Below are 25,682 nucleotides of genomic sequence, written 5' to 3' on the forward strand. Positions count from 1 at the left end.
CCTAAGACAAACCAATCTATCCATTTGATTTTTATAGTTTAATTTTTGGCATACAACCTGCTATTTGTTGAAGACACCCAACAGGAGAACGTCACATGGAACTCAGCACACTCGACCTCAATCAACAAACACTCACTCTGTCTATCGTTGGTAATTTTGATGCCCACGGCAGCCGCCAAGCCCAAATTCACATTGATGAGTTGATCAACAACGATCGCCATACCGATATCGAAGTCGATATGAGTGGTGTTGAGTTTCTCGATTCATCTGGTATTGGGGCGATCGTTTATCTCTATAAAAGATTAGTTGAACGTGAACGCACCATGCGCATTGAAAACGTACGCGGCCAACCACTAGAAATCATCAGTTTACTGCGTATTGACCACGCGATTCCCGTTAACTCTAAGCAGTTTTAGCCATAACAATAAAAATTCGTCGGAGGTTGGCATGCAAAAACACTTACTGTTTACAATGCTCTATTTCACCCTGCTCATCTCAGGTTGTGCAAGCTACCCTGAGCATGGCAGCGGTGGATTGGCAGAGAGTTATCAAAATATCAGTTATGAAAACGCCGACTTTTCTCCGGTCATGCCTGATGAACCTCTCGGTCCTGAACATGGCATGCGCTTCGATTGGCAACTGGCAAAATTACACTTAGATTCGTTGATCCGAGAAGGCGCTAAATGGTGCTTTCCTGCCTCTGTGGTACAAGCCTTAGAGTTGCAAAACCGCATCGCTCGTGAACTGCAAGGCGGATTACTGCTCGATGCAGCGAACGATTTGGTGATTCAACGTAAACGTCTGCACCAACTAGAGCAGCAGCTCGACTACGTACTTTCTCACACTCGTTGCGTTCCCCCACGTGATGAAGACGCCTTCCGTTTTCAGTTAGATATGGTCAACGAGCTGTATGACATTCTCAATATTGACAATCAATTCGCGGTGAATTCAGCGGAAATTAATCCGAAATACATGGGCCACCTTGCCAAAGCAGCCAATATATTGCGCGAGCACACCACATTAACCCTTACCGTCACGGGCCACGCGGATGCCACCGGTAACGAGGCATACAACGAAAAACTGGCAATGGACAGAGCCGAGCAAGTCAAACGTTATTTAGCTATTTTCGGTTTAGACCCCAACCGTATCACCACCTATTCACTGGGAGAGAAACTGCCCTTGTTTGATGGTGAAAGTGCCGCCGTGCGCCTGACCAATCGACGCGTGAGCATCGAAATTCAATCACCAGCAAGCACCGAGCCATCTCCCTATACAGGAGGCGTACAATGAACATCGCAAAAAGCTATCTCGCTCTCATCCTTTTGCTGTTAATGATTGCGCCAATCCTAAGCCACGCTGCCGATGAGCGCGTACAGGTGGGTGATCTGATACAAATTAACCTACCTGGTGAAGAGAGCCTTAATCGCGGATTCCAAGTCGATAAACGCGGCCGAATCACTCTGCCAGAAATTGGTCCAATTTATGTTGCTGGTTATCAGTCAGCACAATTGGAAAACGCGGTAAAACAGTCCTTATCCACCGTTTTTCGTGATGTGAGTAACCTCAGCGTGTTTATCAAACAGCAACAGATGCTGATTTCCGTTCAAGGCTATGTAACGCAGCCGGGTGAATACACATTACCGCAAGGCGCAAGCGTTGAGATGGCTTTCCATGCTGCAGGGGGATTACGCTCTGGTGCTCAACTCGACAAAATGCAGCTAAAACGCGGCAGCGACCGTCGCGAGTTTAACTACAAACAATTTCTCGATACTGGCAACGATGAGTTGTTACCACAGCTGAGTTCGCTTGACGTGCTTTTCGTTCCCGCCTCTCCTTTGGTGGGCAACATTGAGCAGACGTTTGATCCTGCGAAACTGGCTGACAGTGGCGACAGCGCAGATTCTGCCAAAGGCATCAAAGTGTTCGGTGAGGTGAATTCGCCAGGCTCGTTCAGTTACAAGCCAGACACCAATTTGGTTGATATTTTGATGCGCTCAGGTGGGGTCACACGCTACGCTGGCGTAGAACAGATCCGAGTGATTTCCAACAATGAGCCCAAAGTATTCAATCTAAAAAAATACCTCGATAGCGGCGATTCTTCCCTTTTACCCGATATCGCCCCCGGCTCTACCGTGTTCGTTCCTCGTCAGGAAGAGGAGATCAAGTCCGGATCCAACACCGTGTATATCATGGGAGAAGTGGCTCAACCCGGTGCGTATGAAGGTAAACCTGGGGCCACCTTTATGGACATTCTTGCCAACGCCGGCGGCCCAACCCGATTTGCTGAGTCTCGTCAAATTCGTGTGCTTAAAGCGGATGGGCGCGTGATCCGATTTGATTTGACCGCACACACGGAAGGATTGGGCAAAACCAAAGTGCCACAAATACAGCCCGGTGACGCCATTTTTGTCCCGGAAAAAACCGACATGAACGAGAAGTCCTGGCTTAAAGTGGCCCCCGATCGCGCCGTTGCTGTCATGGGTGAAGTGGTTCGCCCAGGTCGCATCGAGTGGTCCGACGAAATGGATTTGATGGATCTACTGGCGCATGTCGGTGGCCCAACATTACGTGCTGACACAACGAAGATCGAAGTTGTTAACGGTGGCAAAATGCAAGTGTTTGACCTCGATGCCTTTATTCGCCAAGGTGCGCCAACGAAAGCCCTACCTCGCATTGATGCAGGCGCAATCATTCGTGTGCACGATTTACCGCAAGACCCTTCGGACAACAAATCACAGTGGGTGAGACAAAGCTCAGACGCTTCGATTTATGTCTTTGGTCAAGTCAATGCGCCAGGGCGCTATCGCTTTACCAATGAAATGCACTTTCTTGACATTTTGTCTGCCGCTGACGGACCAACCAAAGATGCTGATATTCACAATATCCGCGTCACGCACCGAGATAAAAGCTACTCGCTGGTCAGCAAACTCAATCTCTCACTCTATTTTGAAACCGGAGATGAATCTCTTCTTCCTCACGTCAAGCCCGGTGACACCATCTACATTCCCGAGAAGGAGAAAAACTGGCTCGATACCAGTAAAGAATCGACCGTTAGAGTGCTAGGAGCGGTGAACAAACCGGGACGCTACGCCTTTAACGACAACATGACGATCCTCGATTTGCTGGCGGAGGCTGGTGGGCCAAGCTCAAGCGCCTATTTGGAGAAAATCAGCGTGGTGAACATGTCTTGCTGCCAAGGGCAGGCGCGTACCTTCGATCTCGTGAGTTTCAGCAAAACCGCAAATATTTACCATCTTCCCGTGATCCGAGCTGGCGACACGATTTATATTCCGAGCCGCGATGAAAGCTTGATTGAAAAAGCACGAGCAGGTTTACGTGATGTACTGCAAATCACCACCACCTTGGTATTAATAGGAGCGTTGTGATGATGATTCCCGCGACTCACGCCGAAATTGAACAGCTCTATCTCAAAGCAGAGCTTGAACAGATTCACTCCATTTGTATCACGGGCTGCAGTTCTGGTGACGGCGTCACCTCCATTGCTACTGCGCTGGCTGAACGATTCATTCTTGCGGGTCATCACACCTTGTATGTCGACCTCAATCTGTTTAAGCCCGCTTTTCACGATGTGCATAGCTTCGAGCACGAAGCGCAGCCAGGAATGCTCATCGAACACAATGAAACCCATCAAGTATTGGTCGGCGTACCGGCGCCCACCCAGACGGCCGTTCAGCTTTCCTACAAAGATCCGGCCAACTTGTGCTCAGCCGTCAATAAATGGCAAAGTCACTATGAGCGAATCATTATTGATACCTCGCCGCTGCTTAATCTCAATAAAGGAAATGTGCCAGCACAAAGCGTCGCCAGTGCGTGTGATGCCACCATTCTTGTCGCTTGCTATGGCAGTACAACAGAAAACCAAATTTTGCAGGCACAAAGTCTGCTCGATGCCCGATCGATTCATCTACTTGGCACCATTTTGAACATGAAAGATTCGCCAAGTTTTTCGGAAGAATTAGTCAGACAATTGAATAAATTCAAATTTCTTCCACTACGCTTAAGAAAGCGCGTAGAAAACTGGTTGTATAAAAACGAATTTTTGAATCTACCCTATTGATTGGAGACTTGACGATGAAGCAATGGATACTGACAGCACTGCTCCTCTTTACTCCCATCAGTTGGTGTAAACCACTGGTTTTTGGTGTAGTACCTCAGCAATCCGCCAGCCGTCTGGCCGACAATTGGACGCCAGTGATCAAAGCACTCAGCGAGGAAACCGGACTCGAGATTGTCTTTGCCACCGCCCCCGACATTCCGGCGTTTGAAGCTCGCCTTAGTGAGGGCGATTACGACATCGCTTACATGAACCCTTATCACTACGTGGTGTTCCACCAGCAAGTTGGCTACCAAGCCATCGCCAAAGCCAAAGATACGTTGATTTATGGCTTAATTGTGGTGAATGCCAATGATTCCATTAACTCCATTTCTCAGTTGAGTGGACAAACATTAGCGTTCCCGTCACCAGCCGCTTTTGCTGCGACGATTCTGACGCAAGGGTATTTAAACCAACAAGGTATTGAATATCAGCCCAAATACGTTTCATCCCACGATTCTGTTTATCTCAATGTGGCTCGCGGCTTATTGCCTGCTGGCGGTGGTATTGCCAGAACACTGAACGCGGCTCCTGCCGATGTTCGCCAGCAATTAAAGATACTTTGGACCAGCGATGGCTACACGCCACACCCCATCGCCGTAAAACCGAACCTTGATGCAAACACCGTATTGGCGCTGCAAAACGCTCTGCTCAATCTCCATCAGCGTAACAAGACAGAGTCATTATTGAATCCACTCAAGATTTCTGCGTTTGTCGCGGCGCAAGATTCTGATTGGAACGATATTCGCCAACTCGACATTAAGTTACTGACGGACTAAAGGTATCTTGCCAGGAGGTCACTATGTCTTTTCGAATTAAAACCATCATCGGCATTGCCTGCATTGAAATTGTCATGTTGATGCTACTGGTTTTCAGCGCCATGAACTTCATGCGCCAATCTAACCAAGAGCAATTTATTCAAAAAGCCAATGCCACCTCACAGATGTTTGCTCGCGCATCTAAAGATGCCCTACTTTCGCTTGATCTCGCCACTTTGGATGATTTGACTCAAGAAATCCTCTCTCTTCCAGACATCCTCTATGTGGATATCCGCAACAATGATCAGCAACTGGCGTTTGCCGGTGCTTTGCCAAAAGAGAGTGCCGATTGGCAGGTCGATGACCGCGTCAGCTTAGGCGATTTGGTGTTTGATGTGAGTGAGAAGATCACCGTCGATGGCGTAACCTATGGTGAAATTCGTATGGGTTTTAACACCGCAGCGATTCAAACCGCGCTTGATGAAGCGAGCAAAGCCATCGTCCTTATTGCCTTACTAGAGATCATTCTTGTTGCCCTGTTTTCCTATTTTTTAGGGAGTTATCTGAGCCAAAATCTTTATCAACTCACTCGCGCGGCGGAGCGCGTTGCCAGTGATGGTCCCGGCTTTCAACTTCAACTCAAGACGAGAGATGAAATCGGTAAAGTGGCCGCCGCGTTTGACTCCATGTCGCACAATCTCGCTACCAGCTACCAAGAGCTAGAGCAAGCCCGAACCCAAGCAGAGCTCGCCAACGAATCGAAAAGCCGCTTTCTGGCCTCCATGTCTCATGAAATTCGCACGCCAATGAATGGCGTTCTTGGGCTACTCGGCATTCTGGGTGAAACCAAACTGGACAACCATCAGCAAAACCTAGTCCATACGGCGAAAGAATCTGGCGAGCTGCTGCTTTCCATCATCAACGACATTCTCGATTTCTCTCGCATGGAAGCCAATACGCTGATTCTTTACCCTCGCCCATTTGAGCTAAAAAGTTGCGTTGAGGAAATCGTCAACAGCTTTGAGCCGCTCGCCAAAACCAAAGGGCTGTACTTGTCTCTTACCTTCAACGATGAGTGTGACTACGTGGTCGTGGGCGACTCAAACCGCTATCGCCAAGTGCTGCTAAACTTGCTCGGCAACGCCGTCAAATTTACCCAAAAAGGAAGCGTATCCCTTCATGTGACGGCACAAAACAATGGCGATAGGCTCTATATCCGCTGCGAGATCAACGACACCGGTATCGGTATCGCGCCCGATGCCATGGCCATTTTGTTCGAAGAGTTCACTATGGTTGATCAGGGCTATTCACGTACTCGCGAAGGCTCGGGGCTTGGTCTTGCGATTTGCAAACGTCTTGCTCAATTGATGGAAGGTGAAATCAATGTCGAAAGCGAAGTGGGAAAAGGCTCTTGCTTTGTGTTTAGTGTGGAAATGCCACTGGCAGAACACGACACTGTCACGCAACAGGCTCAGCCTGACAATGATAGCGTCTGCACATTGCTTCAAGGCAAACGTATCTTGGTTGCGGAAGACAACACCGCGAATCAGATGGTGATCAAAGCCATGTTTGAACGCCTTGGCGTGGCGATCGACTTAGCCAACGATGGTTACGAAGCGGTGAGCATGGCATCAAAACACCACTACGACATTATTTTTATGGATATTTCGATGCCCGGCAAAGACGGCATGCAAGCGTGCAAGGAGATTCGTCAATTGCCCAATGCCAAACAAGCAGCAACGCCCATTATTGCGCTTACCGCACACGCGCTATATGGCGATAAAGAGAAGTTTCTTCGCTCAGGCATGAATGGCTACCTCTCTAAACCGCTACGTAGCCGCCATTTAATGGAGGAGTTGAACAAAGTTCTAAGCACCTCCAATCACTACGATACTGCTAATAAGCCCCATGAAACGGAGAAAACCAATCATATGCAGATCACCTTAACGTCAGAGAAAAACACAACCGCCCCATTGGTGGATGAATTGATCATTCAACAAATGATTCGTGACACCAGTGCCGAGGTGATGCCGATGCTCATTGAGCATTACATTGAAGAATCGGAGCGGCGCTTGGTGAAGATTGATCAGGCGATCGCTCACAACGATTTTCAGCAACTGGAGTTTGAGTTACACACGCTAGGCAGTTCATCACTGGCGCTGGGCAATCGACGCTTATCCAACCTGGCCAGAAAGCTTGAGCGGCTGTGCTTGGCAAAAGAGTATGACACCGTGATGAATGAGGCATCTGGTATTGCGCAATTAGCGCACGATTCGCTGTCTGCCCTAAACGATCGCAAACAACTTGGGTTTGTAGAGCCCAACTCAATTTAACGCGTTGAATACTGCTGTTCTAAAACGAGATCGCACGACAAAGATTAGAAAAAATTTCAATCAAAAATAGTCGCTTACCCCAACAAAGCGACGCCCATGTGCTAAAACTATTATTAATATACGAGCAACAGACGGTGACATGGGTAAGGAGAAGAGATGCGAGCAAAAGTACTGTTAGTCGAGGATTCCACTTCACTTGCCATTTTATATAAGCAATACGTCAAAGATGAACCCTATGACATTTTTCACGTGGAAACCGGACGTGACGCGATTCAGTTTATTGAGCGCAATACACCGCAACTGGTGATTTTAGATCTCAAGTTGCCCGATATGTCCGGGGAAGATGTGCTTGACTGGATCAACCAAAACGATGTTCCGACCGCGGTTATCATTGCCACCGCTCATGGTTCCGTCGACATCGCCGTCAGCTTAATGAACAAAGGGGCGGAAGATTTTCTCGAAAAGCCAATCAAAGCCGACCGTTTAAAAACATCCATTGCCGTTCATCTAAAACGCGCCAAATTAGAGCATTTAGTTGAGAACATACAGTCTCGCTTCGACAGACCACGTTATCACGGCTTTATCGGCGCGTGCCTGCCAATGCAGGCCGTATATAAAACCATTGATTCAGTGGCGCCAACCTCCGCCAGTGTTTTTATTAACGGAGAAAGTGGCACAGGGAAAGAAGTGTGTGCTGAAGCGATACACAAACAGAGTCTGCGCAAAGACAAGCCCTTTATCGCAATCAACTGTGGGGCGATTCCTCGTGACTTAATGGAAAGCGAAATCTTTGGTCACTTAAAAGGGGCGTTTACCGGAGCGACAACCGATCGCAAAGGTGCAGCAATGCTGGCCAACGGCGGCACGCTATTTCTCGATGAATTGTGCGAGATGGAACTGGAGATGCAGAAAAAACTGCTACGTTTTCTTCAGACCGGCACCTTCACCCCACTCGGCGGCAGTAAAGAAATCAAAGTGGATGTACGCATCATCTGCGCCACCAATCGCGATCCCCTCAAAGAGGTCGAAGAAGGCCGTTTTAGGGAAGATCTCTACTATCGTGTCCATGTGGTTCCAATTGAAATGCCACCACTGAGAGAACGCGGTAACGACATCGTTGAGCTGGCCAATCACTTCCTCAAAACTTACGCCAAAGAGGACGGCAAAAAATTCAACTCAATCAGCAAAGAAGCGCAATCAATACTTAAAAAATACAACTGGCCGGGCAATGTCCGTCAGTTACAAAACATCATTCGTAACATTGTCGTTCTCAACGATGACAACCAACTGAATATGGAACATTTGCCGGCTCAACTCACCACCAAACCGCAAACTGTCAAAGAACCCGCTAAACTCTCAGCACCACCTCAACCCGTTCAAGCGGTCATCCAAGAGATGCGCAACGGACATGAGGCGTTAAACCATCATTCGCTTGAGACGCAAACATCCAAGGCCAATCCACTCGCTCACAATGCGTTCCACCATTCTGACGGCAGTATCCGTCCAATGTGGCAAATTGAACGCGAAGCGATTCAAAACGCCATCGCCTTTTGCGACGGCAACGTGATCAGTGCGGCGGTGATGTTGGAGCTAAGCCCTTCGACGGTGTATCGCAAAAAACAAGCGTGGGAGGCAGAAGAAAATGCCTGACGATAACAAAGCCACACTCGGCAAAAAACGCCCAGCTAAGAGTCATCGTGTCGGGAAAGAGATATGGCTGCTGCTCGACTCTCTCATTTACGGTGGGATTGAAAGCCATGTGATTGAGCTTGCTTCGGCTCTCAAGGCTCAGCATTATTCGGTACGTGTGTTGTTAACCAACAAGTATGTCCGTCGCCCTCCGATTATGCAGCAGCTCAGACAGCGAGGGATCCGCGTTAACTACATCTCTCAGTTATCCGGCAATCACCCCATGCCCATCATGCAGTTAGCGGTTGCGCTAAAGCGCTATCGGCCCATCGCCGTACATACCCATGGCTACAAAGCCAATATCTACGCGCGCTTAGCACGAATGATGAGCTTTCCGCATCTGCGTTTAGTCAGCACCTATCATGCAGGAGAAAGCAAAACGGGTAAGCTGTGGTTGTACGATTGGGTCGATCGCCTGACCAGCTTCATTAGCGATCATCGCTTTGCGGTCAGCGATGCCATTCTTCACTCTTTGCCTTTTGCTGGAGAGCGAATCAACAATTTTGTCCCGGTATCAGAGCCGTCAGAATCGCATCAGTGTTGCGCGCAACACATCGGCTTTGTTGGCCGTTTGAGTTACGAAAAAGCCGCCGATCGATATGTCGAGTTGGCGGAGCACTTCCCTTCACTGACCTTCCATCTGTACGGAGACGGGCCAGAACGCGAGCCATTGGAGACCTTGGCGAACGACAACGTCGAGTTTTCTGGATTTGTCAGCGACATGACGAAGGTTTGGCCTAAGATTTCCGTGTTGATCATCCCCTCTCGTTTTGAAGGCTTACCCATGGCCGCGTTAGAAGCCATGGCAAACGGCGTCGCTGTCATTGCGATGAACGTAGGCCAATTGGGCCAACTTATCGAACATGGTCAAAACGGATTTATTGCGCAAACAGAAGCAGATTTAGTGGCGCATTTGCGGCGTTGGTTGGAGATGCCATCCGTGGAACAGCAACGCCTACTGCTTCAGGCTCGCGAGACCATAATGCAACACTATTCGCCTCAAGCCGTCTTACCGCAAATTCTCTCGGCCTATCATATCGACAACGCTTCTCCCAATTTGAGAATCAAATTGACACCTCACCATTAGCCGACAAGAAATACTCAATTTTTCAGTGAGATAAATCGAGTATTTCTTTGGCACTGCCATTGCACTCCCTACCTAACATGAGAATAAATCGTGGGTAGGGAATCACAATGACAACACGAACACCCATTTTATTTGTCCACTATGGGGACAACTGGATTCGAGGCAGCGAGACAACGCTCATCCATCTACTGGCAACATTAGACACCCAACAGTTTGAGCCCATTGTATGGTCAAACTGTCAGCCTCTGCTCGATCATCTCACTCAATGTGGTATCACCACCTATCAAGACCCATTTTCGGTATTGGGTGTCATAGGGTCAAACAAGTTTAACCCCCTTAACACGATGAAATTGGTCGCACGGGCGATCACCTTGATACAACGCCACCATATTGCGCTTATCCACGTCAACAGTGGCGCGCCTTGCCAATGGATGAGTATTGCTGCGCGACTTTGCCACTGCCCACTGCTGCTTCAACTCCATGGCGATTACCCACTCCGCGAGCGCTTTTTAATGGGCTTTCATCTCGCCGATAACATTGTTTGCGTGAGTGACGCCATTAGCCAAGCAATGCAAAGTGAAGGGCTTACCCTGCCTCAGTTGAGTGTGGTGCACAACGGCGTGTGCTTGCCTTCCTCATCACTTGAAACTTCCCTCAAAACTCAACTTTCGATTCCACGCCAAGCCTTTACCTTCATCACGATTGGCTCCTTGATCGCGAGAAAAGGCGTTGATCGTTTGCTCAAGGCGCTTTATCTGCTGAAAAAAAATGGCGAGAAAGCCCATTTAGTGATCATTGGTGACGGCCCTGAACGTATAACCCTTGAACACTTGAGCGAGACATTGGGATTAAGCGAGCAAGTGCACTGGTTAGGCGAAAAAGCCAACGCCGCCATATGGCTGAAATCCGATGCGGATGCCTTTGTTAGCGGCGCTTACCAAGAGGCGTTTGGATTGGTGATAGCAGAAGCCATGATGGCGGAGTTGCCTGTGATTGCCCCACGCACTGGAGGCATTCCCGAATTCGTTTCCCATAACCAAAATGGGCTGCTGTATCACAACAGCGGCGTATTTTCACTGATGCAAGCCATGCAAAAACTGATGCTGAATCCGGCGCTGAGTCACAAGCTCAAACAAACCGCTTACGTGGATGCGCATGAAAACCTGACGATTCAGTGCAACACCCAAACGTTGCAAGCGCATTATCTCGCCTTGATGAAGCGCGACCAACCCGCCCCTCAGTGGCGTGTGATGCTGCGTCCTCTTCTTTACTTCTTTCGTCGTAAGGAGCTGCTGTCATGAAACAGAACGTGTTAATTTTTGATCCCATTAGCTATCTAGGCGGGTCTAAAATCGCCACACAAGAGATGCTGCACGTCGCCAAACAGCGCTCAATCCATTTCTATATCGTCACCGCGAATCGCGATAACTGGCAAAACGCATTGGCTCATGGCAATTGTTCGGTCTATTCATACCCGACGATAGCCATGTTACTCGCGGAACAAGGGTTAAAGTACTGGCTACTGCAAGCCTATCATTGGCTGGTTTTGCTGGTGATCACTTTGCGTTTGCCTAAGATCCATCGGCTAATGGGCATTTCTGGCCCTGGACTTGATATGCCACTTTACCTTTTCAAACTCATGTTCAAAACACCGATTACTCAAGTGATTCATGGCAAAGTGGCGCGGTCTCGCTCAATTGGCTATTGCCTCTCGGTAGCAGAGAAGGTGTTTTATCTACCTTGCGCAAAAAAGAGCCTCTTCGGGGCACTGTGTCGCTACTACGAAAAAACAGCGCCCTCAATGGCCAACACAGACCGCGCCAGAATGGTGTTTGAGCGCAACAACTTTGTGCCTTTTACCAATGGATTAAATGCTGAGCAGTGGCCGACAGAGTGCGATGTCCTATCCGATCAACTCTTTTGGGCGGCGTCATTACTCAAATGGAAAGGGCTTGATTTGTTGGTGGAGGCATTAAAAATTCATCCTCAAGACATCGACTGCCACGTTTGCTATATCCAACCTCAGCAGACTCAACTGGCGGTAAGTGAACCGGATCTCACCTTCACGCGCTGCCATTGGTATCAACAGCCAAACCATCTTGATCACATCCGCTCGCAGTGTTCGATCTTTATTTCCACCAGCCAAAATGAGCCTTTTGGCTTATCCATTCTCGAAGCTCTGGCTGCGGGTCTGTGTGTGGTCATCCCCGACGATGGTGCTTTCTGGGCTGAAAAACTGACAGATGGTGAACACTGCATTAAATACCAACCCAATAGTGCAAAAGATTTACGGCAGAAAATTGAGCTGCTGCTCGCCTCACCCTGTAACCGTCAACGTTTATCACGCAATGGCAGAACCTTAGCCAAGCTTTATCGTTCCGATATTTGTTACCAGCCAATCATCGATTCATTAGGGGGAAAAACCACTCGCAATGTCATCCCACTTAGCCGTACTCGAGAAAAAGGTGCGCTATGAGATTGCGACAATTGCGCCACTCCCGTTCACTGCAAAACATTTCACTGTTTGGCGTGGCGCTGATTTTACAAAAAGGCGCGGCACTGTTGATGCTGCCCATTATGGCGTACTATCTCTCCACCACTCAGTTGGGCACGTTGGAGTTATTGGCCTCAATTGGCACCTTTTCCGCACTGTTGGTTTCGCTCTCCTTGCATGAAGTGCTATACCGTTTCGCAGCCCCCTGTGAACTGATGAGCGAGAAAAAGCAGGTGGTGAATCAGGTGTACTCCCTCGCTGCGATCATCGCGCTGACGTTTTTCTTACTCGCTTTTGCCATCGTTCAAAGCATCGTGTGGAATGGAGAACTCAATGCCATCACACTGTCACTTCTGTTCGCCTGCATCAGCCTTGAATGTTTGATTGCCATCGGCACCGCTTGGTTAAGAATTCAAGATGACAAAGCCAAAGCGCTGGTCACGATAACGGTGAGTGCACTCGTTCTCCAGCTCTCTTGTGTATTACTGGTGCTGCACTATTGGCCGAGTGTCACTGGGCTGTTACTTTGCAGCTTACTCAGCGCACTTTATCAATGCGTGGCGCTACACTGGCTAAATCGCTATCGCATCGCTTCCATCTCATCGGCACAACTTAAGCGTTGGTTACGCTACGCTGCACCGCTGATGTTCTCTGCGTTGCTGGCTTTTACGTTAAATGGGGCAGAACGATGGTTTATCGGTGGTTTTTCTTCCCTTGCTCAATTGGGCATTTACGCCATTGCCGCGAAATTTGCGCTCGCCTTGTGTATATTTGTGCAGCCTTTTGGCATGTGGTGGATGCCAAAACGTTTCGAATGCCTTGCCCACTCAGGCGAGGCGAAAGCCGTCAAGATCAGTCAATGTGGGTTGGTTTATATCTCACTGCTTGCGGTCGCGGTGTTTGCAATTGCAAAAGTGTTTGTTCTCTACGCCTTACCCACCACCTTTGCCTCTGCGATCACCTTTTTAGCATTGCTCATTCCAGCGGCGATGTTCAAAGAAAGTTATGAGATAGTGAATCTCGGCCTACTCTATCGTCATCAAACTCGGCAGTTGCTGATATTGAATCTGGTCTGTGCGCTGTTGGCCGTGAGTTTGTTTTGGGGGCTGTCATCCTTTGGCGTGGTCGGTGTCTGTTTTGCCCTTGCGATCACGCAAGGCGTGCGAGCCATTGGCGTGATGGTACTAAGTCAACAAGCCTTTACTCTGCCATGGCAGCTTTCCCGTCTGGCGATGATTTTTCTCTGCGCGTTAATTGGTGTTTGTGCACTCTATTTCGCGAGCCATTGGCTAACGGGTGCACTCTCAATCTTGCTCTGCTTTGGCGTGATCATCGCATTGGCATGGCCGATTCTGCACTTTAAATTCACCCCACGCGATCCCTCGCAACAAGGCTTGCAGACGACACCTTCATTGAACGCTCATGAGGAGGCGTTATGACCGTCACCCCTCGCTACCCCCATCTGGCCTTTGTTCTGACACTTTGTGTGGTGGTGGCTCTGGTATGGGCATGGCAACCCAACCCACTTGTGGTGGTGGCGCTTTGCTTACTCCCTATCGCGACGCTTTATGTGCTCAATCAAACCTTTTGGTTGGTGCTGTTGTTTGTGGTGTTCTCTTTTTTTCGTATCCATGAAGCCATACCACAGCTCTATTCTCTGAAAATTCCCTTATTGCTCTCATTTGGCGCTCTGGCTGCATTGGGTTGGCATCTCATCATCACACGACAGTTGAAGCCCTACTGGCACCCTGTAATGAACTGGTTAGTCGCCTTTTGGCTTGTGGTTGTCATTGGTCTTTTCTTTGCGGGCAATCGAGGAGTGGCATTTGGCGCTTTTTCCAGTGTCTACTGGAAAATCATGGTGATGACCTTAGCCATCATGTGGCTCTTCACCAGCGCTAAACATCTCAACATTATTTCGATTACCATCACTCTCTCTGGCCTACTGATTGGTTGCGTTGCACTGAGTAACGCCATGCAAGGGATTGGCCTAGTGGAAGGCTCACGTGTCACCATCGGTCGCGATCTGGGTTCTATGCTTGGTGATCCAAACGATCTGGCGTTAGTGCTGATGTTTCCGTTTGCGTTCAGCGTTAGCTTAAGTTTTCATCGCCGAACCCACCTGATGGTGCGCCTTCTTGCGGGCGTGACGTGTGCGATCCTCTTCTTGGCCTTGTTGGAAACACAAAGCCGCGGCGGATTGCTCGGTGCCATGGCGGTTCTGGGTTACTTTGCTAACAAAACCATTCGCAATAAAACCGTGCTGATCCTCCTCGGGTGCGTGGCCAGTTTGCTTCTCTACGCGGTAGCGGGGATCTCCGAGCGCGCTTCTGGCGGCGCAGCCGAAGAAGGCATTGATGCTTCAGCTATGGGGCGACTCTACGCTTGGGAGGCCGCTTTTAAAATGGCATTAGCCCATCCTTTACTTGGCGTCGGGTTACAAAACTTTTACTACAACTATTTCTTCTACAGCCCGCACTGGGATGGGCTCAATCACGCAGTGCACAGCACTTGGTTTGGCGTACTTGCCGAAACAGGGTTTGTTGGCCTAACTCTGTTTATTGGCCTCATTGTTTGCTTAATCAAAACCTCTTTGCATTCTATTCGGCAAATTCACCACCAAACACCGACCGCCATTGATATTGCCGCCAACGCGGTCTTTGCCGGGCTTTTGGGAACGATCGTCTCCGGTACTTTTCTCACCCAAGGGTTTACTTGGCCAATTTATATTCTTGCCGCCCTCACGATTGCCATCAGTCACATCATCAAAATTGATTCTCAAAATGAGAATGCGTAAACACCAGCGCAACAACGAACACTAAGTTATTGAATTTTATACAATCTCTAAGTGGCATAGTTGTTGATACAAGAGGTTAGAGAAAGATAACATTCGATGCTCGGTAGGAGGCGTTATGTTGGTGAATAAATCACAAATCAGAGTCAAACCAGATATTGAGAAAAACACGAAAACCTTTCGAGGAAGCGACTTAAAATCTTGGCTCAAGCATCATCCCCATCCTCTTATGCGATCGCTTTTTCGCACGCTCAAACAGATCCGTTGTGCCAATTTACCCACCCCGCATTTCTACAATGCCTTGCTCTACCGCTTGATGGTGTTACTTCGCCAGTCAAGTGACTATGTCTATCGCACCTTCATCACCACACCAGCATTCAAAGGCAGGGTCAAGGCATGTGGCAAACAGCTCTATTTGTATGGCGGATTACCGCTCATCACTAACAATGTTCGTATCTCCATGGGTGATGACTGTAACCTTTCCGGTCAAGCGACCATCACGGGCTGCAGTTCAGTCAAAGAGCCTCGATTGAACATCGGCAATCGTGTCTCGATTGGCTGGCAAACGACCATCGCGGTGGGCGATCTCATCACGATTGAAGACGACGTCGCGATCGCCGGACGCTGCATGTTTTTTGGTTATTCCGGCCACCCCTTAGATCCCAAACGTCGTGCCGCAGGTGAAGGCGATGACCCCAGCCAGATTCGCCCGATTACCCTACAACGTGGCTGCTGGATTGGCAGCAACGTGATGATCATGGCGGGTGTCACAGTCGGAGCTGGCAGTGTGATCGCCGCAGGTAGCGTGGTGACACATTCCATTCCTGAAGGTGTGATCGCAGGCGGCAATCCAGCCCATGTGATCCGGGCATTGAACACACCTCGTTGAGGAGAGCATCATGAATGACATGATTGTTTTTGCAGAAGATTTTGGAGGGCTGCCTTCTTCAACGCAGCACATCGTGCGACAGCTCGCTAAGCGCCATCGCGTTTTGTGGGTCAATTCAATTGGCCTTCGTCAACCCAAGTGGAGTTTAAAAGACGCCAGACGCCTTATGGCCAAACTGTTTGCCATCGCGTTACAAAAACGTCAGTCCTTTGTCAAAAACGGTGGAAATGGCGAAAACGGTGGAAATAGCGAAACGTTTGATGAGTCCAATACAGTTTCGAGCAACATCGAGATCGTCTCTTTCCTCACCATTCCTGCCCCCTCCAGTCGCTGGGCTCGCTGGTTAGCGAAAAAGATGCTGACGCTACAGTTGCAACGAAAACTCAACCAATTACGAATGCACGATCCAGTCTTTTGGACTTCACTGCCAACGGCTGCCGATTTACTCGACAGTTTTCCGCTGTTTCGTTCGGTCTATTATTGTGGTGATGATTTTGCATCGCTGGCTGGCGTGGATCATCATACGGTGAGCCAACACGAAACGAAACTCGCACAACGTTGCGACTGCATATTGGTGGCCAGCCAGCGTTTGTTGGAAAAATTCCCGGCGCAGAAAACCTTCTTGCTCCCTCATGGCGTCGACCTTGAACTCTTTACTCGCCCAGCCCATCGAGCCGATGATTTGCCCACCGGCTTTACCCATCTATGCGGTTTTTATGGCTCACTCTCTCAATGGCTTGACTACTCCCTAATTGAACGCGTTGCCTCTCAGCTTCCACACTGGGGTTTTGTGTTCATTGGCCCCTGTGAATTTGATAGTAATCCGTTACCCAAGTTACCAAATGTAATTTATCTCGGGAAGAAAGCGCACCATGCACTGCCTCGGTATTCACAACATTGGGATGTCAGTTGGTTACCCTTTGTCATCAATCAGCAAATCAAATACTGCAATCCATTGAAGTTATTGGAATATTTGGCTTCAGGCACACCTGTACTGAGTAAAAACTTTCCCGCAGTAGAGAAGTTTTATAGCCATCTTTGGTTGGCTGAAAACGCACAAGAAATGGTGACGCAACTGCTCACATTGCAAAGCCAACCCAAAGCACGCCATCCACTCGATAAACAGCTAAGCCAGCAAAGTTGGGAAGCGCGCGCTCGTTACGTTGAACATTTGGTGGAACAGCTATGATGGGATTAAAACTGCGCCTCTATTCCATTTTGGTGGCCGCATGGCGACGTCGATACGTCATTGTGACGCCCATTGTGATTTTGCCGATTGTCGGTGCGCTGATTGGCATGACCGCGACGCCAATTTATCGCTCACACACCAGCATGCTGATCCAAGAAACCGCCAAAATGAATCCGTTTCTTGAAGATATTGCCGTCTCTACCATGCTCAAAGATCGCTTAAGTGCTCTCAGCACCTTGCTGAAAAGCCGCCATGTACTCTATTCCGTGGCCAAGCAAGAGGGGCTGATTGATGACAACATGACCACCGCCGAGCAGGATCGTCTCATTCATCAACTCGCTGGAAAGCTCAACGTTCAGCAGTTAGGTAAAGATTTTATCCAAATTGAACTGATCGCCAACTCGCCCAAAGGCATGGCTTCACTGCTCTCGGCAGTCAGCGATCAATTTATCGACCAACTGTTGGCTCCAGAGCGTTCGTCCATCCGCGATTCCAGCGAATTTCTCACCGTGCATATTGAAAAACGCCAACAAGAGCTGTTCGCGGCTGAGCAAGCGTTGGCGGACTTTCAAAACCAATATTCTGCCGACACACCTGCAATGCAAGCGCAGAACTTAACGCGCTTAGCTTCTCTTAAACAGAGCCTTGCTGAGAAAGAAGCCGAGCTTGCCGGTGTGGAAAAAACTTTAGGTTCGCTTGACCAACAACTGTCGAAAACCAACCCTGTGATTGGCAAAATTGAAGAGCAAATTATCACTATCCGCAGTGAGCTTGCCTTGCTAAGCGCTAAGTACACCGAGCAGCACAGCTCTGTTCAAGCCAAAATGCGTGAGCTTTCGCGTTTGGAACAAGAGCGACATCAACTGCTGAGTAACCGCAGTGTCACGCTCAATAGCGCTCAACTATGGGATATCGCCAGTAGCACCATCAGCGATCCCAGTGACAGCCAGCCACTTTTAGTCACTCAGTTGCAGCAGTTGCAGGCGATACGAGGCCGTTACGAGGCACTGAACGAAGAAACCCTCAGCCTCGCAAACATGATTGGCGAGCTGGAACAAAAAGCCAACCACTTCGGCAATACCGCGAAAGACATCACACGGCTCGAGCGCGACGTCACCGTGAAGCGCCAATTGTATGAAGAATTGGTTCAGCGTTATGAGATGGCGCAACTGACAGGCTCATTAGGCATTTTTGAGCAAAATAAACGTGTGAAAGTCATCGATGTCCCCTACACGCCATCTTCCACCGCCAACTTGCCTGTGATTCTCTTCGTGCTGGCAGGGCTATTTGGCGGCATCGCACTCGGCGCAGGCATGGCGATCTTCTTTGAGATCTTTGACTCAACCATACGCAGTCAACAACAGTTACGCAGTCTCATCAATGTGCCCGTTTTAACGGTGATTCCTCGTATTCGTGCCCCGCGTAACTGATCCCACTGAATATCACGCCTCGCCCACCACAGCATCCGCTTCGGTGGGCATTTTTTATCGCTCGTCAAAGCGATTCTCAATATGAGAACGACACAAAGAAAAATTATAACCTCATGTTTTAATTCAACTAAATGATTGGCACATAACCTGCAAAATCCCTGAAGAACTACGCAATGCTTTACGTAAATCAGTTGAAATGGGGATAGGCCATGAACAAAGACAAGCCGAGAAAAACCATTTTTCATGTTGTTCAACATCTCGCTCCCGGCGGCTTAGAAACGCTCGTTTTGGACATGATGAACGTCTGCTCGAAGGATCACGATGTCTACATCATTAGCCTAGAGGGCACTAAACAAGATGCCGTATCGCACTGGCCTAAACTGCGCAAATACGCTCGCCAATGCGTCTTTCTCGACAAAGGGGCGGGTATCCGCGTTCAGAGCATTCGCTATCTCGTTAAGCTGTTTCGCCAGTTTTCACCCGATGTGGTTCATACCCATCATATTGGTCCGTTACTGTACGGAGGGCTTGCGGCTCGTTTAAGCGGTGTTGCTTGCCGCATTCATACTGAACATGACGGTTGGCACCTTACCCAGACTAAAAACGCGTTATTGCAAACATTGGCGTTAAAACTGGTGCAACCCATCTTGGTGGCCGACGCAACCGAAGTAAAACTGAGCATTGAACAACATCTGCATCGTGAAAACATCATTACCATTAAAAACGGCATTGATTGTGATTACTTTGCCCCTGCGGATAAAACTTGGGCTCGTAAGCAATTAGATCTGCCGTTGGACAAGCGCATTGTCGGCTGCGCAGGAAGGTTGGAACCGGTGAAAGGTCAGCAGTGGCTGATACAAGCACTGCCCATGCTGCCTCACGATGTGCACTTGGCGATTGCTGGTCATGGCTCTTTGCGCCAAGAGTTAGAGCGTTTGGTGTTTACCATGCAACTGCAAGATCGCGTGACGTTTCTCGGCCTTTGCTGCACGATGCCGACTTTTTATCAATCGCTTGATCTTTTCTGCTTACCGTCACTCAACGAAGGCTTTCCTCTTTCGACACTCGAAGCCCAAGCGTGCAATGTTCCGGTGGTTGCCACCAGCGTTGGCGGCACCCACGAAACCTTATGTCCCCATTTGAGTCGGCTCTGCCCTCCTGCTAACGCAGCCGCGTTAGCGCAAGAAATCAATGCGTTATTGGTCATGGACCGATCCGCTGCTGCACATACTTTGCGCGATTTTGTCGTGCGTCATCATAATATTCGTCACATGGTGGCGCAGTACAACCAATTGGCATTAGGAGCATCTCTATGATGGCAACATTGAGTTTCTATGAGTGGATGATGGCTGGCATTTTTGCAACATCAGCCAGCTTAATTGTTTACCACCACGTCGGCTATCCCGTTTTACTTAAATGGATGGCCGGAAGAAAAAAACAGACGTCGAATCTGAGTTCAAACACACTCCAACGCCATTACCTCGTGCAGCAAAAAGACAAGATGTTGCCCAGCATTACGATTGTTATTCCTGCCTACAACGAAGCGCATTGGATCGCCGACAAAATACGTAACCTTGCGAGCCTAGATTATCCTGCCAACAAGCTACGCGTGATCATCGCATGCGATGGATGCACCGACAACACCGTTGATATTGCTCAAGACACCATCCAAGAAGCAATTTGTTCCGAGATACTGTTCGAAATTCACGACTATCCAGTGAACCGAGGCAAGGTGTCGGTGATTAATGACGAAGTTGCCCAAATCACCAGTGATATAACGGCGCTCAGCGACGTCTCAGCATTGATTTCCGTCGATGCATTGCTACTGGCCGCCGCGCATTTTGAACAGCCAGAAACTGGCGTGGTCAACGCCAGTTATCGCATTTGGTGCCATGAAAATTCGGCAGAGAATGCCTACTGGCAGTATCAAACACGCATCAAGGCGACCGAGTCATCAATCGGCTCAAGTATTGGTTCACACGGCGCCTTCTATCTTTTTCGCACTAAGTTATTTACGCCCCTGAGCAGCAATACCATTAATGATGATTTCATTTTGCCAATGAGCATCGTCAAACAAGGCCATAAAGCAGATTATGAGACGGAAATGGTGGCGCTTGAACTTGAACATAGCGAGCTTCAACAAGATTATGCGCGCCGTTTACGCATATCTGCGGGCAACATGCAACAATTGATCGCATTGGCGGCGTTACTCAACCCAAAGTTTGGGGGAACCGCTTTTACCTTCTTTTCTGGCAAAGGGCTCAGACTGCTCACTCCTTACTTAATGCTGCTGTGTTTGATCACGTCATTATGGCTGATGCAGCATGCCATTTTTGCCGCGTTATTGGGTTTACAGTTGGCCATCTATCTCGGTGCGATGCTTGGCCACTACTGGCCGACTGCAGCCAAATTCAAACCGATCAAACTGATTCACTACCTCATCACGGGCCACCTTGCCAATTTACTCGGCGGCTTGCGCTATCTGCTGGGCAAAGAAAATGGCCAGTGGTCACGCATTAATCAAAATGGAGAAGAGTTATGAAACGCTATGGCTTGTTTGAATCGAATATTTTCCGAGCAAAACGTCTGTTCGATCTAGTGTTTGCCTTATTAGCATTGATCGTGACCTTGCCTCTCTTTCCTCTGATTGCATTGGCAATCAAAGTCACCTCGAAAGGCAACATCATCTATAAACAGTTGCGTGTCGGACGCTCGACCCCCGAGAAAATGGAACTGTTCGAGATCATGAAGTTTCGCACCATGTACTGCGATGCAGAATCACGCTCTGGCGCAGTGTGGGCAACGGAAAACGACCCAAGAATCACGCCTGTGGGGCGATTCTTACGCAAAACGCGCCTAGATGAGTTGCCACAGCTGTTTAATGTTTTAAAAGGTGAGATGTCGTTAATTGGCCCAAGACCTGAGAGACCCGATTTTTATCAGCGGCTTGAACAAGAGATACCCTATTTTGCCGATCGCACCTATGGTGTCTTACCTGGAATAACAGGGCTTGCCCAAATCAATCAAGGCTACGACACCAGCATCGAAGATGTTCGCCGAAAAGTGGGGTTTGATCATAGCTATGCCTTGAGCCTCAATTCCTTCTCCAATTGGCTGCAAACAGACATAGTCATTATCGTCAAAACCATCATTGTGATGGTGGATGGACGAGGTCGTTGAGTTAGTTTTGCCAGCGCTGACGCATTTTTTCTATCGTCTGTGCTGGCACATCATGAATCGAGCCATATTCACCTGTACAGACAAGAATCTCCACGCTGAGGCCATGACGCTCTGCAAAACGCAAGTAGGGCTTCATTTCCCAATGCTGAACAAAGGTATTGCTCACAATCACCGCTCTGCCCTGTTTGAGGTATTGGCACACTTTGTTTAAACACCAGCGATGGGCTTGCTCTAAACGCGTTGGGTCAAATTGATAGCGGCCTTGCTGATCGACAAAATACATGTCTGCCTCGAGATGAACGGCGAGCGTTTGCTTCGCGAGTTGTTGCGCCAGCGTACTTTTACCAGAACCAGGTAATCCGCGAATGAGTGTCAATTTGGCTTGTTGAGACATAGCGAGTAGAGATACAGAGAGTAGAAATAAAGCATAAGGCGGACATATTATCAGTTTTTGTCACGATATTCTCGTGAACAAACGGGGAGCGTGTTTACGTGAAGTTCATTTGGGGTGCTGGAGATAAACGCGCGCCTTCAGTGCGGCTAAACGCGCTTGGCTGCGCGCCAATATTTCCTGCTGCTGTGCTGCGTTCGATTGTGTCCAACCTAAAATCTCGTTTAGGTGTCGACCACAACCTAAACAGACATCTTCCTCATTCAAACAGCAATGCCGAATGCATGGATTATCGAATCGTCGCTGTTCCATATGCGCTCAACCTCAATTGCAAACCTCACTAAAGTATCGTTCAATTTTAGCGCCACGTCTTTTTCATCCGCCGCTTCGCGCTAAGCCATTGCTCAAATAGTGTCTCAATGCTCAATAAAAGTGTGATCAATGGCTGCACTTTAAAAGATAGCGTCTCCTCATGCCTTGTATTTCAGTATGTGGCCCCAATAACATGTGCAAGCGAGATAAAACAAATGCATTGTCTACTTAAGTAAAAGTAGCTTATCCAACGATTTTTGATTCACCGCAATGCGGTGCTTCGCTAGCCAGATTTAGTATTACGCTTCATTTTAGAAGCCATTTTCAAAGGTAAATTTTATGTCTGATGCACCTACTACCGTTGAATACGCAGTAGAAACTGTTCAACCTGTTGTTGAATCTACAGGTTCAGTTTGGGGTTATGTGATTGGCGGTATCGCGGTTGTCGCGCTGATCGGCTATTTCGGCTTCAAAAAGCTCAACAAGCCAGCTTTCATCATTAAGCAAATGCGTCGACGCAACCAAAAAGAGATGAAAAAACAAGGTATCGAAAGTGCAGAAGCCATGGTCGACCTTGATCTTCTTTTAGATGCCGTTGAGGAATACGCAACAGAGAAACAGATGAGTGGTACTCAAATGGTGCAACTGCTTGCGCCCATGAATGACAAGTCAAAGATCAAATCCGCGACGGATTTGTACAACTCAATGGCGTACATTGCCAAGAGTATTGATAACGTCTCACTTGCGAAAACGCTACAAGGTAAAGGCAAACAAGCGCGCTCAAGCTCTGCGCTTATGGCAGGCCTACTGAAACGTGCCGGCGTTTAAGCGACACCTTATTCGTCAATAAACGGCTCACACATCAAAAAGGCATCTTGTTAGATGCCTTTTCTATGTAAAGAGAACGCAAAACAATTTCGCTACTGCATAGAATGCAAGCCGATCATATTGCCTTCCGAATCCTGCACTAGGGAGATAAAGCCGTACTCTCCGATGGCCATTTTCGCTTGAACGACAACGCCACCATGTTGCGTTGCTCTCTCCTGTTCAACAGCGCAGTTTTCACAAGAAAAGTACACCAGTGTACCGCCTGCTCCGGCGCTAACACCGTCCATCTTCACTAATGCTCCACTTGCGCCATAGCTTTCCATATCCGATGGGAAGAACCACATTTCTATATCTGTTCCTGTCGGATCCAGCATTTGTTCAAAAGTGACTTGAAAAACCGATTGATAAAAATGTTTGGCTCTCTCTACATCATCAACATAGATCTCAAACCAACCGATGGGATTCTTATCCATTTTGCCTCCTACACGCTGTTATGTTCGCCATAACACTAGTCGATGAGGGCCTAATTGCCAGTTTTCGACGTCTTAATAATGAGCATCTCGCCTATTACATTCATACATTCACTTAAACTAATATAATCATCAACAAAGCCCTGCTTAGAACAATTACGGTCACTATAAATATTACAATTGAACATTGTTTTATTAATTGTTAAGGTCGCCTTCTCGATTCATCATCTTCATAGAAAGTACAATGAAAATAAAAACATTGACCACAGTAGCGCTGCTACTGACCCTTAACGCAACTGCACACGCAAACTCTTTTGGAAAATACTCTTACATCGGTGTCGGTCTGCAATACAGCGAGCAGAAAAATGACAGTCTAGGATCATTTCTAGGCTCTGAGTTCGATGGTAAAGGCTCAAGAGATCTTTTTGGTGTTAACTTCACTGGTAGCTATTCACCCGTTACCATGGATGCTTATGTCAAATACGAGTTTGAAGGTACCACATCAGGAAATACCGACATCTCCAGCTCGTTTGCTGGCTTAGGCGGTTACAACAATTTCAATACCACTTCGCTTTTCTACACTGTTGGTGTCAGTAAATACGACGTAGAGCGTGAATACAGCTCCCGTGAAGGTTCTGCGAGGTTCCGAGAGTTTGGCCCGGCAGCCGATCTCGGCGTGAGTTTCCAGCTTGCGCCCTTTTTAGCCCTCACGCCAAGATATCGAATTTCTTATCTTGACCAAGATGTGATGAATGACTTCAAACTCACTGGACAGTTTATGTTTGGATCGACTTTCTCGTTAGAGGTGTCAGCAGGCTACAATACCTACCGAGATTCTGAACAGTTTAATGGACAAACTGCGGTAAAATTTGCTTTTTAGCCGCAAGAGCCAATGCACTCTTCTCACGCGAAAGACAAAAAAAGAGCACCTCGATGGGTGCTCTCTCATTATGAAACCTAGCCGTTATAGCCCGCCTTCCTGCTGAGCTTGCTTTACTAATGCCTGACGTTGAGTTTCCTTATCTGTTACCACTTTATTTTCCTTTTCCTGAGTTTGTTCAACAGCTTGTGGAACAAATACAAAGTACTTATTAATAGTCATCTTAAGAACCTCGGTTGTAATTTAAATCACCTTCCCGGTAAGCATTTAACAACATCGACTCACAAACGAATCGACTCCATGTTGGCGGTTTCAAAAAATAGAGGATGTTTAAATATTAAACATCCTCCATATGCACGCTAATTATAGGATGAGTTCGGGGGCGTAGATAGACAAAGTGAGACTTTTGACAACATTTTTACGAAATACCGCCTTTCATGTTGAATAAAAACACTACCTTCATCAAAGATGTACACTTTTTGAGATTTATTTAGCCGACATTTTATGTATCCCCCCCCACTGACTGGCATTGTAGGCAGAGACAAACAGAAACCATTGGAGGTTCTTATGCAACAGAAACTCGGTCATGTCATGTCATTCAGCAGAATGTTCTCTTTCGTCGCTTTTCTTAGCGCAACGTTTGCGTGGATATTGAGTATGTATGCTCTGTTTACGGTGTCTATCGTTGCTTTAGTTGTGAGCTTGTTGCTCTACCTTCGCGACAAGTTCATCAAAAAATACCATTCTGCCACACCCAAAGAAAAGAACGCGTAAGCTTATTCATTAGCTTTAAACGTCATTCAATAAAAAAGGATGTCACTTGGACATCCTTTTGCGTTTTATT

Annotated in this window: 25 protein-coding genes; 21 read left to right on the top strand and 4 right to left on the bottom strand. The window is 48.1% G+C overall.

Going from position 1 to position 25,682, the window contains the following annotated elements; all coding sequences use genetic code 11:
- Positions 1 to 95 precede the first annotated feature (95 nt).
- The 18 genes from AOT11_RS15560 (at position 96) to AOT11_RS15645 (ending at position 21,957) form a co-directional block, all read left to right on the top strand.
- The gene (locus tag AOT11_RS15560) at positions 96 to 416 is read left to right on the top strand and encodes an STAS domain-containing protein (RefSeq protein ID WP_011080500.1); all 321 of its coding nucleotides are present in this window, start codon (positions 96 to 98) and stop codon (positions 414 to 416) included.
- A 31-nt stretch (positions 417 to 447) separates the two neighbouring features.
- Complete coding sequence (locus AOT11_RS15565; protein ID WP_017422088.1) at positions 448 to 1,290, top strand: OmpA family protein; 843 nt, start codon at positions 448 to 450, stop codon at positions 1,288 to 1,290.
- A gap of 41 nt (positions 1,291 to 1,331) precedes the next feature.
- Positions 1,332 to 3,386, top strand: coding sequence for an SLBB domain-containing protein (locus tag AOT11_RS15570; protein ID WP_411039865.1), 2,055 nt, complete (start codon positions 1,332 to 1,334; stop codon positions 3,384 to 3,386).
- On the top strand, positions 3,386 to 4,078 hold the full coding sequence (locus tag AOT11_RS15575; protein ID WP_026050691.1) for a P-loop NTPase family protein: 693 nt from the start codon (positions 3,386 to 3,388) through the stop codon (positions 4,076 to 4,078). Before AOT11_RS15570 ends, AOT11_RS15575 begins: the two co-directional genes overlap by 1 nt.
- A gap of 14 nt (positions 4,079 to 4,092) precedes the next feature.
- Positions 4,093 to 4,893 (top strand): phosphate/phosphite/phosphonate ABC transporter substrate-binding protein, encoded by an 801-nt coding sequence (locus tag AOT11_RS15580; RefSeq protein ID WP_039547260.1) that lies wholly within the window; start codon positions 4,093 to 4,095, stop codon positions 4,891 to 4,893.
- A gap of 23 nt (positions 4,894 to 4,916) precedes the next feature.
- Positions 4,917 to 7,205 (top strand): HAMP domain-containing hybrid sensor histidine kinase/response regulator, encoded by a 2,289-nt coding sequence (locus AOT11_RS15585; RefSeq protein WP_017422092.1) that lies wholly within the window; start codon positions 4,917 to 4,919, stop codon positions 7,203 to 7,205.
- Positions 7,206 to 7,361: 156 nt separating this feature from the next.
- On the top strand, positions 7,362 to 8,855 hold the full coding sequence (locus AOT11_RS15590; protein ID WP_017422093.1) for a sigma-54-dependent transcriptional regulator: 1,494 nt from the start codon (positions 7,362 to 7,364) through the stop codon (positions 8,853 to 8,855).
- Positions 8,848 to 9,981, top strand: coding sequence for a glycosyltransferase (locus AOT11_RS15595; RefSeq protein WP_017422094.1), 1,134 nt, complete (start codon positions 8,848 to 8,850; stop codon positions 9,979 to 9,981). The genes AOT11_RS15590 and AOT11_RS15595 overlap by 8 nt, the downstream gene beginning before the upstream one ends.
- A 107-nt stretch (positions 9,982 to 10,088) precedes the next feature.
- Positions 10,089 to 11,282 carry a glycosyltransferase gene (locus AOT11_RS15600; RefSeq protein WP_017422095.1) on the top strand — a complete coding sequence of 398 codons (1,194 nt, stop codon included), beginning with the start codon at positions 10,089 to 10,091 and terminating at the stop codon, positions 11,280 to 11,282.
- Positions 11,279 to 12,457: a glycosyltransferase family 4 protein gene (locus AOT11_RS15605; RefSeq protein ID WP_017422096.1), complete on the top strand. Its 1,179-nt coding sequence runs from the start codon at positions 11,279 to 11,281 to the stop codon at positions 12,455 to 12,457. Before AOT11_RS15600 ends, AOT11_RS15605 begins: the two co-directional genes overlap by 4 nt.
- Entirely contained in the window at positions 12,454 to 13,914 is a 1,461-nt protein-coding gene (locus AOT11_RS15610; RefSeq protein ID WP_017422097.1) for a lipopolysaccharide biosynthesis protein, read from the top strand. The genes AOT11_RS15605 and AOT11_RS15610 overlap by 4 nt, the downstream gene beginning before the upstream one ends.
- Positions 13,911 to 15,272, top strand: coding sequence for an O-antigen ligase family protein (locus tag AOT11_RS15615; protein WP_017422098.1), 1,362 nt, complete (start codon positions 13,911 to 13,913; stop codon positions 15,270 to 15,272). Before AOT11_RS15610 ends, AOT11_RS15615 begins: the two co-directional genes overlap by 4 nt.
- A gap of 115 nt (positions 15,273 to 15,387) precedes the next feature.
- Positions 15,388 to 16,158, top strand: a complete 771-nt coding sequence (locus AOT11_RS15620) for an acyltransferase (protein WP_017422099.1) — start codon at positions 15,388 to 15,390, stop codon at positions 16,156 to 16,158.
- 10 nt (positions 16,159 to 16,168) lie between these two features.
- The gene (locus AOT11_RS15625) at positions 16,169 to 17,347 is read left to right on the top strand and encodes a glycosyltransferase family protein (RefSeq protein ID WP_017422100.1); all 1,179 of its coding nucleotides are present in this window, start codon (positions 16,169 to 16,171) and stop codon (positions 17,345 to 17,347) included.
- The gene (locus AOT11_RS15630) at positions 17,344 to 18,777 is read left to right on the top strand and encodes a GumC family protein (RefSeq protein WP_017422101.1); all 1,434 of its coding nucleotides are present in this window, start codon (positions 17,344 to 17,346) and stop codon (positions 18,775 to 18,777) included. Before AOT11_RS15625 ends, AOT11_RS15630 begins: the two co-directional genes overlap by 4 nt.
- 209 nt (positions 18,778 to 18,986) lie before the next feature.
- Positions 18,987 to 20,093 carry a glycosyltransferase gene (locus AOT11_RS15635; RefSeq protein ID WP_017422102.1) on the top strand — a complete coding sequence of 369 codons (1,107 nt, stop codon included), beginning with the start codon at positions 18,987 to 18,989 and terminating at the stop codon, positions 20,091 to 20,093.
- The gene (locus AOT11_RS15640; RefSeq protein ID WP_017422103.1) at positions 20,090 to 21,319 is read left to right on the top strand and encodes a glycosyltransferase family 2 protein; all 1,230 of its coding nucleotides are present in this window, start codon (positions 20,090 to 20,092) and stop codon (positions 21,317 to 21,319) included. Before AOT11_RS15635 ends, AOT11_RS15640 begins: the two co-directional genes overlap by 4 nt.
- Positions 21,316 to 21,957: a sugar transferase gene (locus AOT11_RS15645; protein WP_017422104.1), complete on the top strand. Its 642-nt coding sequence runs from the start codon at positions 21,316 to 21,318 to the stop codon at positions 21,955 to 21,957. The genes AOT11_RS15640 and AOT11_RS15645 overlap by 4 nt, the downstream gene beginning before the upstream one ends.
- A gap of 1 nt (position 21,958) precedes the next feature.
- On the opposite strand, the gene AOT11_RS15650 is transcribed toward AOT11_RS15645, so the two are convergent.
- Together AOT11_RS15650 and AOT11_RS15655 are read right to left on the bottom strand one after the other, a co-directional pair.
- A complete protein-coding gene (locus AOT11_RS15650) occupies positions 21,959 to 22,351 on the bottom strand; it encodes an ATP-binding protein (protein WP_026050692.1) in 393 nt (130 codons plus the stop codon).
- A gap of 105 nt (positions 22,352 to 22,456) precedes the next feature.
- Entirely contained in the window at positions 22,457 to 22,660 is a 204-nt protein-coding gene (locus tag AOT11_RS15655; protein WP_072609991.1) for a DUF1289 domain-containing protein, read from the bottom strand.
- A 339-nt stretch (positions 22,661 to 22,999) separates the two neighbouring features.
- On the opposite strand from AOT11_RS15655, the gene AOT11_RS15660 reads away from it, so the two are divergent.
- The gene (locus AOT11_RS15660; protein WP_017422105.1) at positions 23,000 to 23,488 is read left to right on the top strand and encodes a hypothetical protein; all 489 of its coding nucleotides are present in this window, start codon (positions 23,000 to 23,002) and stop codon (positions 23,486 to 23,488) included.
- 92 nt (positions 23,489 to 23,580) lie between these two features.
- On the opposite strand, the gene AOT11_RS15665 is transcribed toward AOT11_RS15660, so the two are convergent.
- Positions 23,581 to 23,961, bottom strand: coding sequence for a VOC family protein (locus AOT11_RS15665; protein WP_017422106.1), 381 nt, complete (start codon positions 23,959 to 23,961; stop codon positions 23,581 to 23,583).
- A gap of 241 nt (positions 23,962 to 24,202) precedes the next feature.
- On the opposite strand from AOT11_RS15665, the gene AOT11_RS15670 reads away from it, so the two are divergent.
- A complete protein-coding gene (locus AOT11_RS15670) occupies positions 24,203 to 24,838 on the top strand; it encodes a lipocalin/fatty-acid binding family protein (RefSeq protein WP_017422107.1) in 636 nt (211 codons plus the stop codon).
- 84 nt (positions 24,839 to 24,922) lie between these two features.
- Here AOT11_RS15670 and AOT11_RS23620 read toward each other — a convergent pair whose 3' ends face one another.
- Complete coding sequence (locus tag AOT11_RS23620) at positions 24,923 to 25,060, bottom strand: hypothetical protein (protein WP_011080522.1); 138 nt, start codon at positions 25,058 to 25,060, stop codon at positions 24,923 to 24,925.
- Between the two features lie 345 nt (positions 25,061 to 25,405).
- Here AOT11_RS23620 and AOT11_RS15675 point away from each other — a divergent pair, with 345 nt between their 5' ends.
- The gene (locus AOT11_RS15675; RefSeq protein WP_026050693.1) at positions 25,406 to 25,612 is read left to right on the top strand and encodes a hypothetical protein; all 207 of its coding nucleotides are present in this window, start codon (positions 25,406 to 25,408) and stop codon (positions 25,610 to 25,612) included.
- Positions 25,613 to 25,682: the final 70 nt, after the last annotated feature.

It is taken from the genome of Vibrio vulnificus NBRC 15645 = ATCC 27562, from assembly GCF_002224265.1.
Taxonomy (GTDB): Bacteria; Pseudomonadota; Gammaproteobacteria; order Enterobacterales; family Vibrionaceae; genus Vibrio; species Vibrio vulnificus.

What these genes read in the sequence shown, in the direction of transcription:
- AOT11_RS15610 (WP_017422097.1), top strand. Translation starts at nt 12,454, where the DNA reads ATGAGATTGCGACAATTGCGCCACTCCCGTTCACTGCAAAACATTTCA.
- AOT11_RS15625 (WP_017422100.1), top strand. Translation starts at nt 16,169, where the DNA reads ATGAATGACATGATTGTTTTTGCAGAAGATTTTGGAGGGCTGCCTTCT.
- AOT11_RS15655 (WP_072609991.1), bottom strand. Translation starts at nt 22,660, where the DNA reads ATGGAACAGCGACGATTCGATAATCCATGCATTCGGCATTGCTGTTTG.
- AOT11_RS15630 (WP_017422101.1), top strand. Translation starts at nt 17,344, where the DNA reads ATGATGGGATTAAAACTGCGCCTCTATTCCATTTTGGTGGCCGCATGG.
- AOT11_RS15615 (WP_017422098.1), top strand. Translation starts at nt 13,911, where the DNA reads ATGACCGTCACCCCTCGCTACCCCCATCTGGCCTTTGTTCTGACACTT.
- AOT11_RS15660 (WP_017422105.1), top strand. Translation starts at nt 23,000, where the DNA reads ATGTCTGATGCACCTACTACCGTTGAATACGCAGTAGAAACTGTTCAA.
- AOT11_RS15645 (WP_017422104.1), top strand. Translation starts at nt 21,316, where the DNA reads ATGAAACGCTATGGCTTGTTTGAATCGAATATTTTCCGAGCAAAACGT.
- AOT11_RS15575 (WP_026050691.1), top strand. Translation starts at nt 3,386, where the DNA reads ATGATGATTCCCGCGACTCACGCCGAAATTGAACAGCTCTATCTCAAA.
- AOT11_RS15600 (WP_017422095.1), top strand. Translation starts at nt 10,089, where the DNA reads ATGACAACACGAACACCCATTTTATTTGTCCACTATGGGGACAACTGG.
- AOT11_RS15580 (WP_039547260.1), top strand. Translation starts at nt 4,093, where the DNA reads ATGAAGCAATGGATACTGACAGCACTGCTCCTCTTTACTCCCATCAGT.
- AOT11_RS15635 (WP_017422102.1), top strand. Translation starts at nt 18,987, where the DNA reads ATGAACAAAGACAAGCCGAGAAAAACCATTTTTCATGTTGTTCAACAT.
- AOT11_RS15640 (WP_017422103.1), top strand. Translation starts at nt 20,090, where the DNA reads ATGATGGCAACATTGAGTTTCTATGAGTGGATGATGGCTGGCATTTTT.
- AOT11_RS15565 (WP_017422088.1), top strand. Translation starts at nt 448, where the DNA reads ATGCAAAAACACTTACTGTTTACAATGCTCTATTTCACCCTGCTCATC.
- AOT11_RS23620 (WP_011080522.1), bottom strand. Translation starts at nt 25,060, where the DNA reads ATGACTATTAATAAGTACTTTGTATTTGTTCCACAAGCTGTTGAACAA.
- AOT11_RS15620 (WP_017422099.1), top strand. Translation starts at nt 15,388, where the DNA reads ATGTTGGTGAATAAATCACAAATCAGAGTCAAACCAGATATTGAGAAA.
- AOT11_RS15590 (WP_017422093.1), top strand. Translation starts at nt 7,362, where the DNA reads ATGCGAGCAAAAGTACTGTTAGTCGAGGATTCCACTTCACTTGCCATT.
- AOT11_RS15665 (WP_017422106.1), bottom strand. Translation starts at nt 23,961, where the DNA reads ATGGATAAGAATCCCATCGGTTGGTTTGAGATCTATGTTGATGATGTA.
- AOT11_RS15650 (WP_026050692.1), bottom strand. Translation starts at nt 22,351, where the DNA reads ATGTCTCAACAAGCCAAATTGACACTCATTCGCGGATTACCTGGTTCT.
- AOT11_RS15605 (WP_017422096.1), top strand. Translation starts at nt 11,279, where the DNA reads ATGAAACAGAACGTGTTAATTTTTGATCCCATTAGCTATCTAGGCGGG.
- AOT11_RS15560 (WP_011080500.1), top strand. Translation starts at nt 96, where the DNA reads ATGGAACTCAGCACACTCGACCTCAATCAACAAACACTCACTCTGTCT.
- AOT11_RS15675 (WP_026050693.1), top strand. Translation starts at nt 25,406, where the DNA reads ATGCAACAGAAACTCGGTCATGTCATGTCATTCAGCAGAATGTTCTCT.
- AOT11_RS15670 (WP_017422107.1), top strand. Translation starts at nt 24,203, where the DNA reads ATGAAAATAAAAACATTGACCACAGTAGCGCTGCTACTGACCCTTAAC.
- AOT11_RS15570 (WP_411039865.1), top strand. Translation starts at nt 1,332, where the DNA reads ATGATTGCGCCAATCCTAAGCCACGCTGCCGATGAGCGCGTACAGGTG.
- AOT11_RS15595 (WP_017422094.1), top strand. Translation starts at nt 8,848, where the DNA reads ATGCCTGACGATAACAAAGCCACACTCGGCAAAAAACGCCCAGCTAAG.
- AOT11_RS15585 (WP_017422092.1), top strand. Translation starts at nt 4,917, where the DNA reads ATGTCTTTTCGAATTAAAACCATCATCGGCATTGCCTGCATTGAAATT.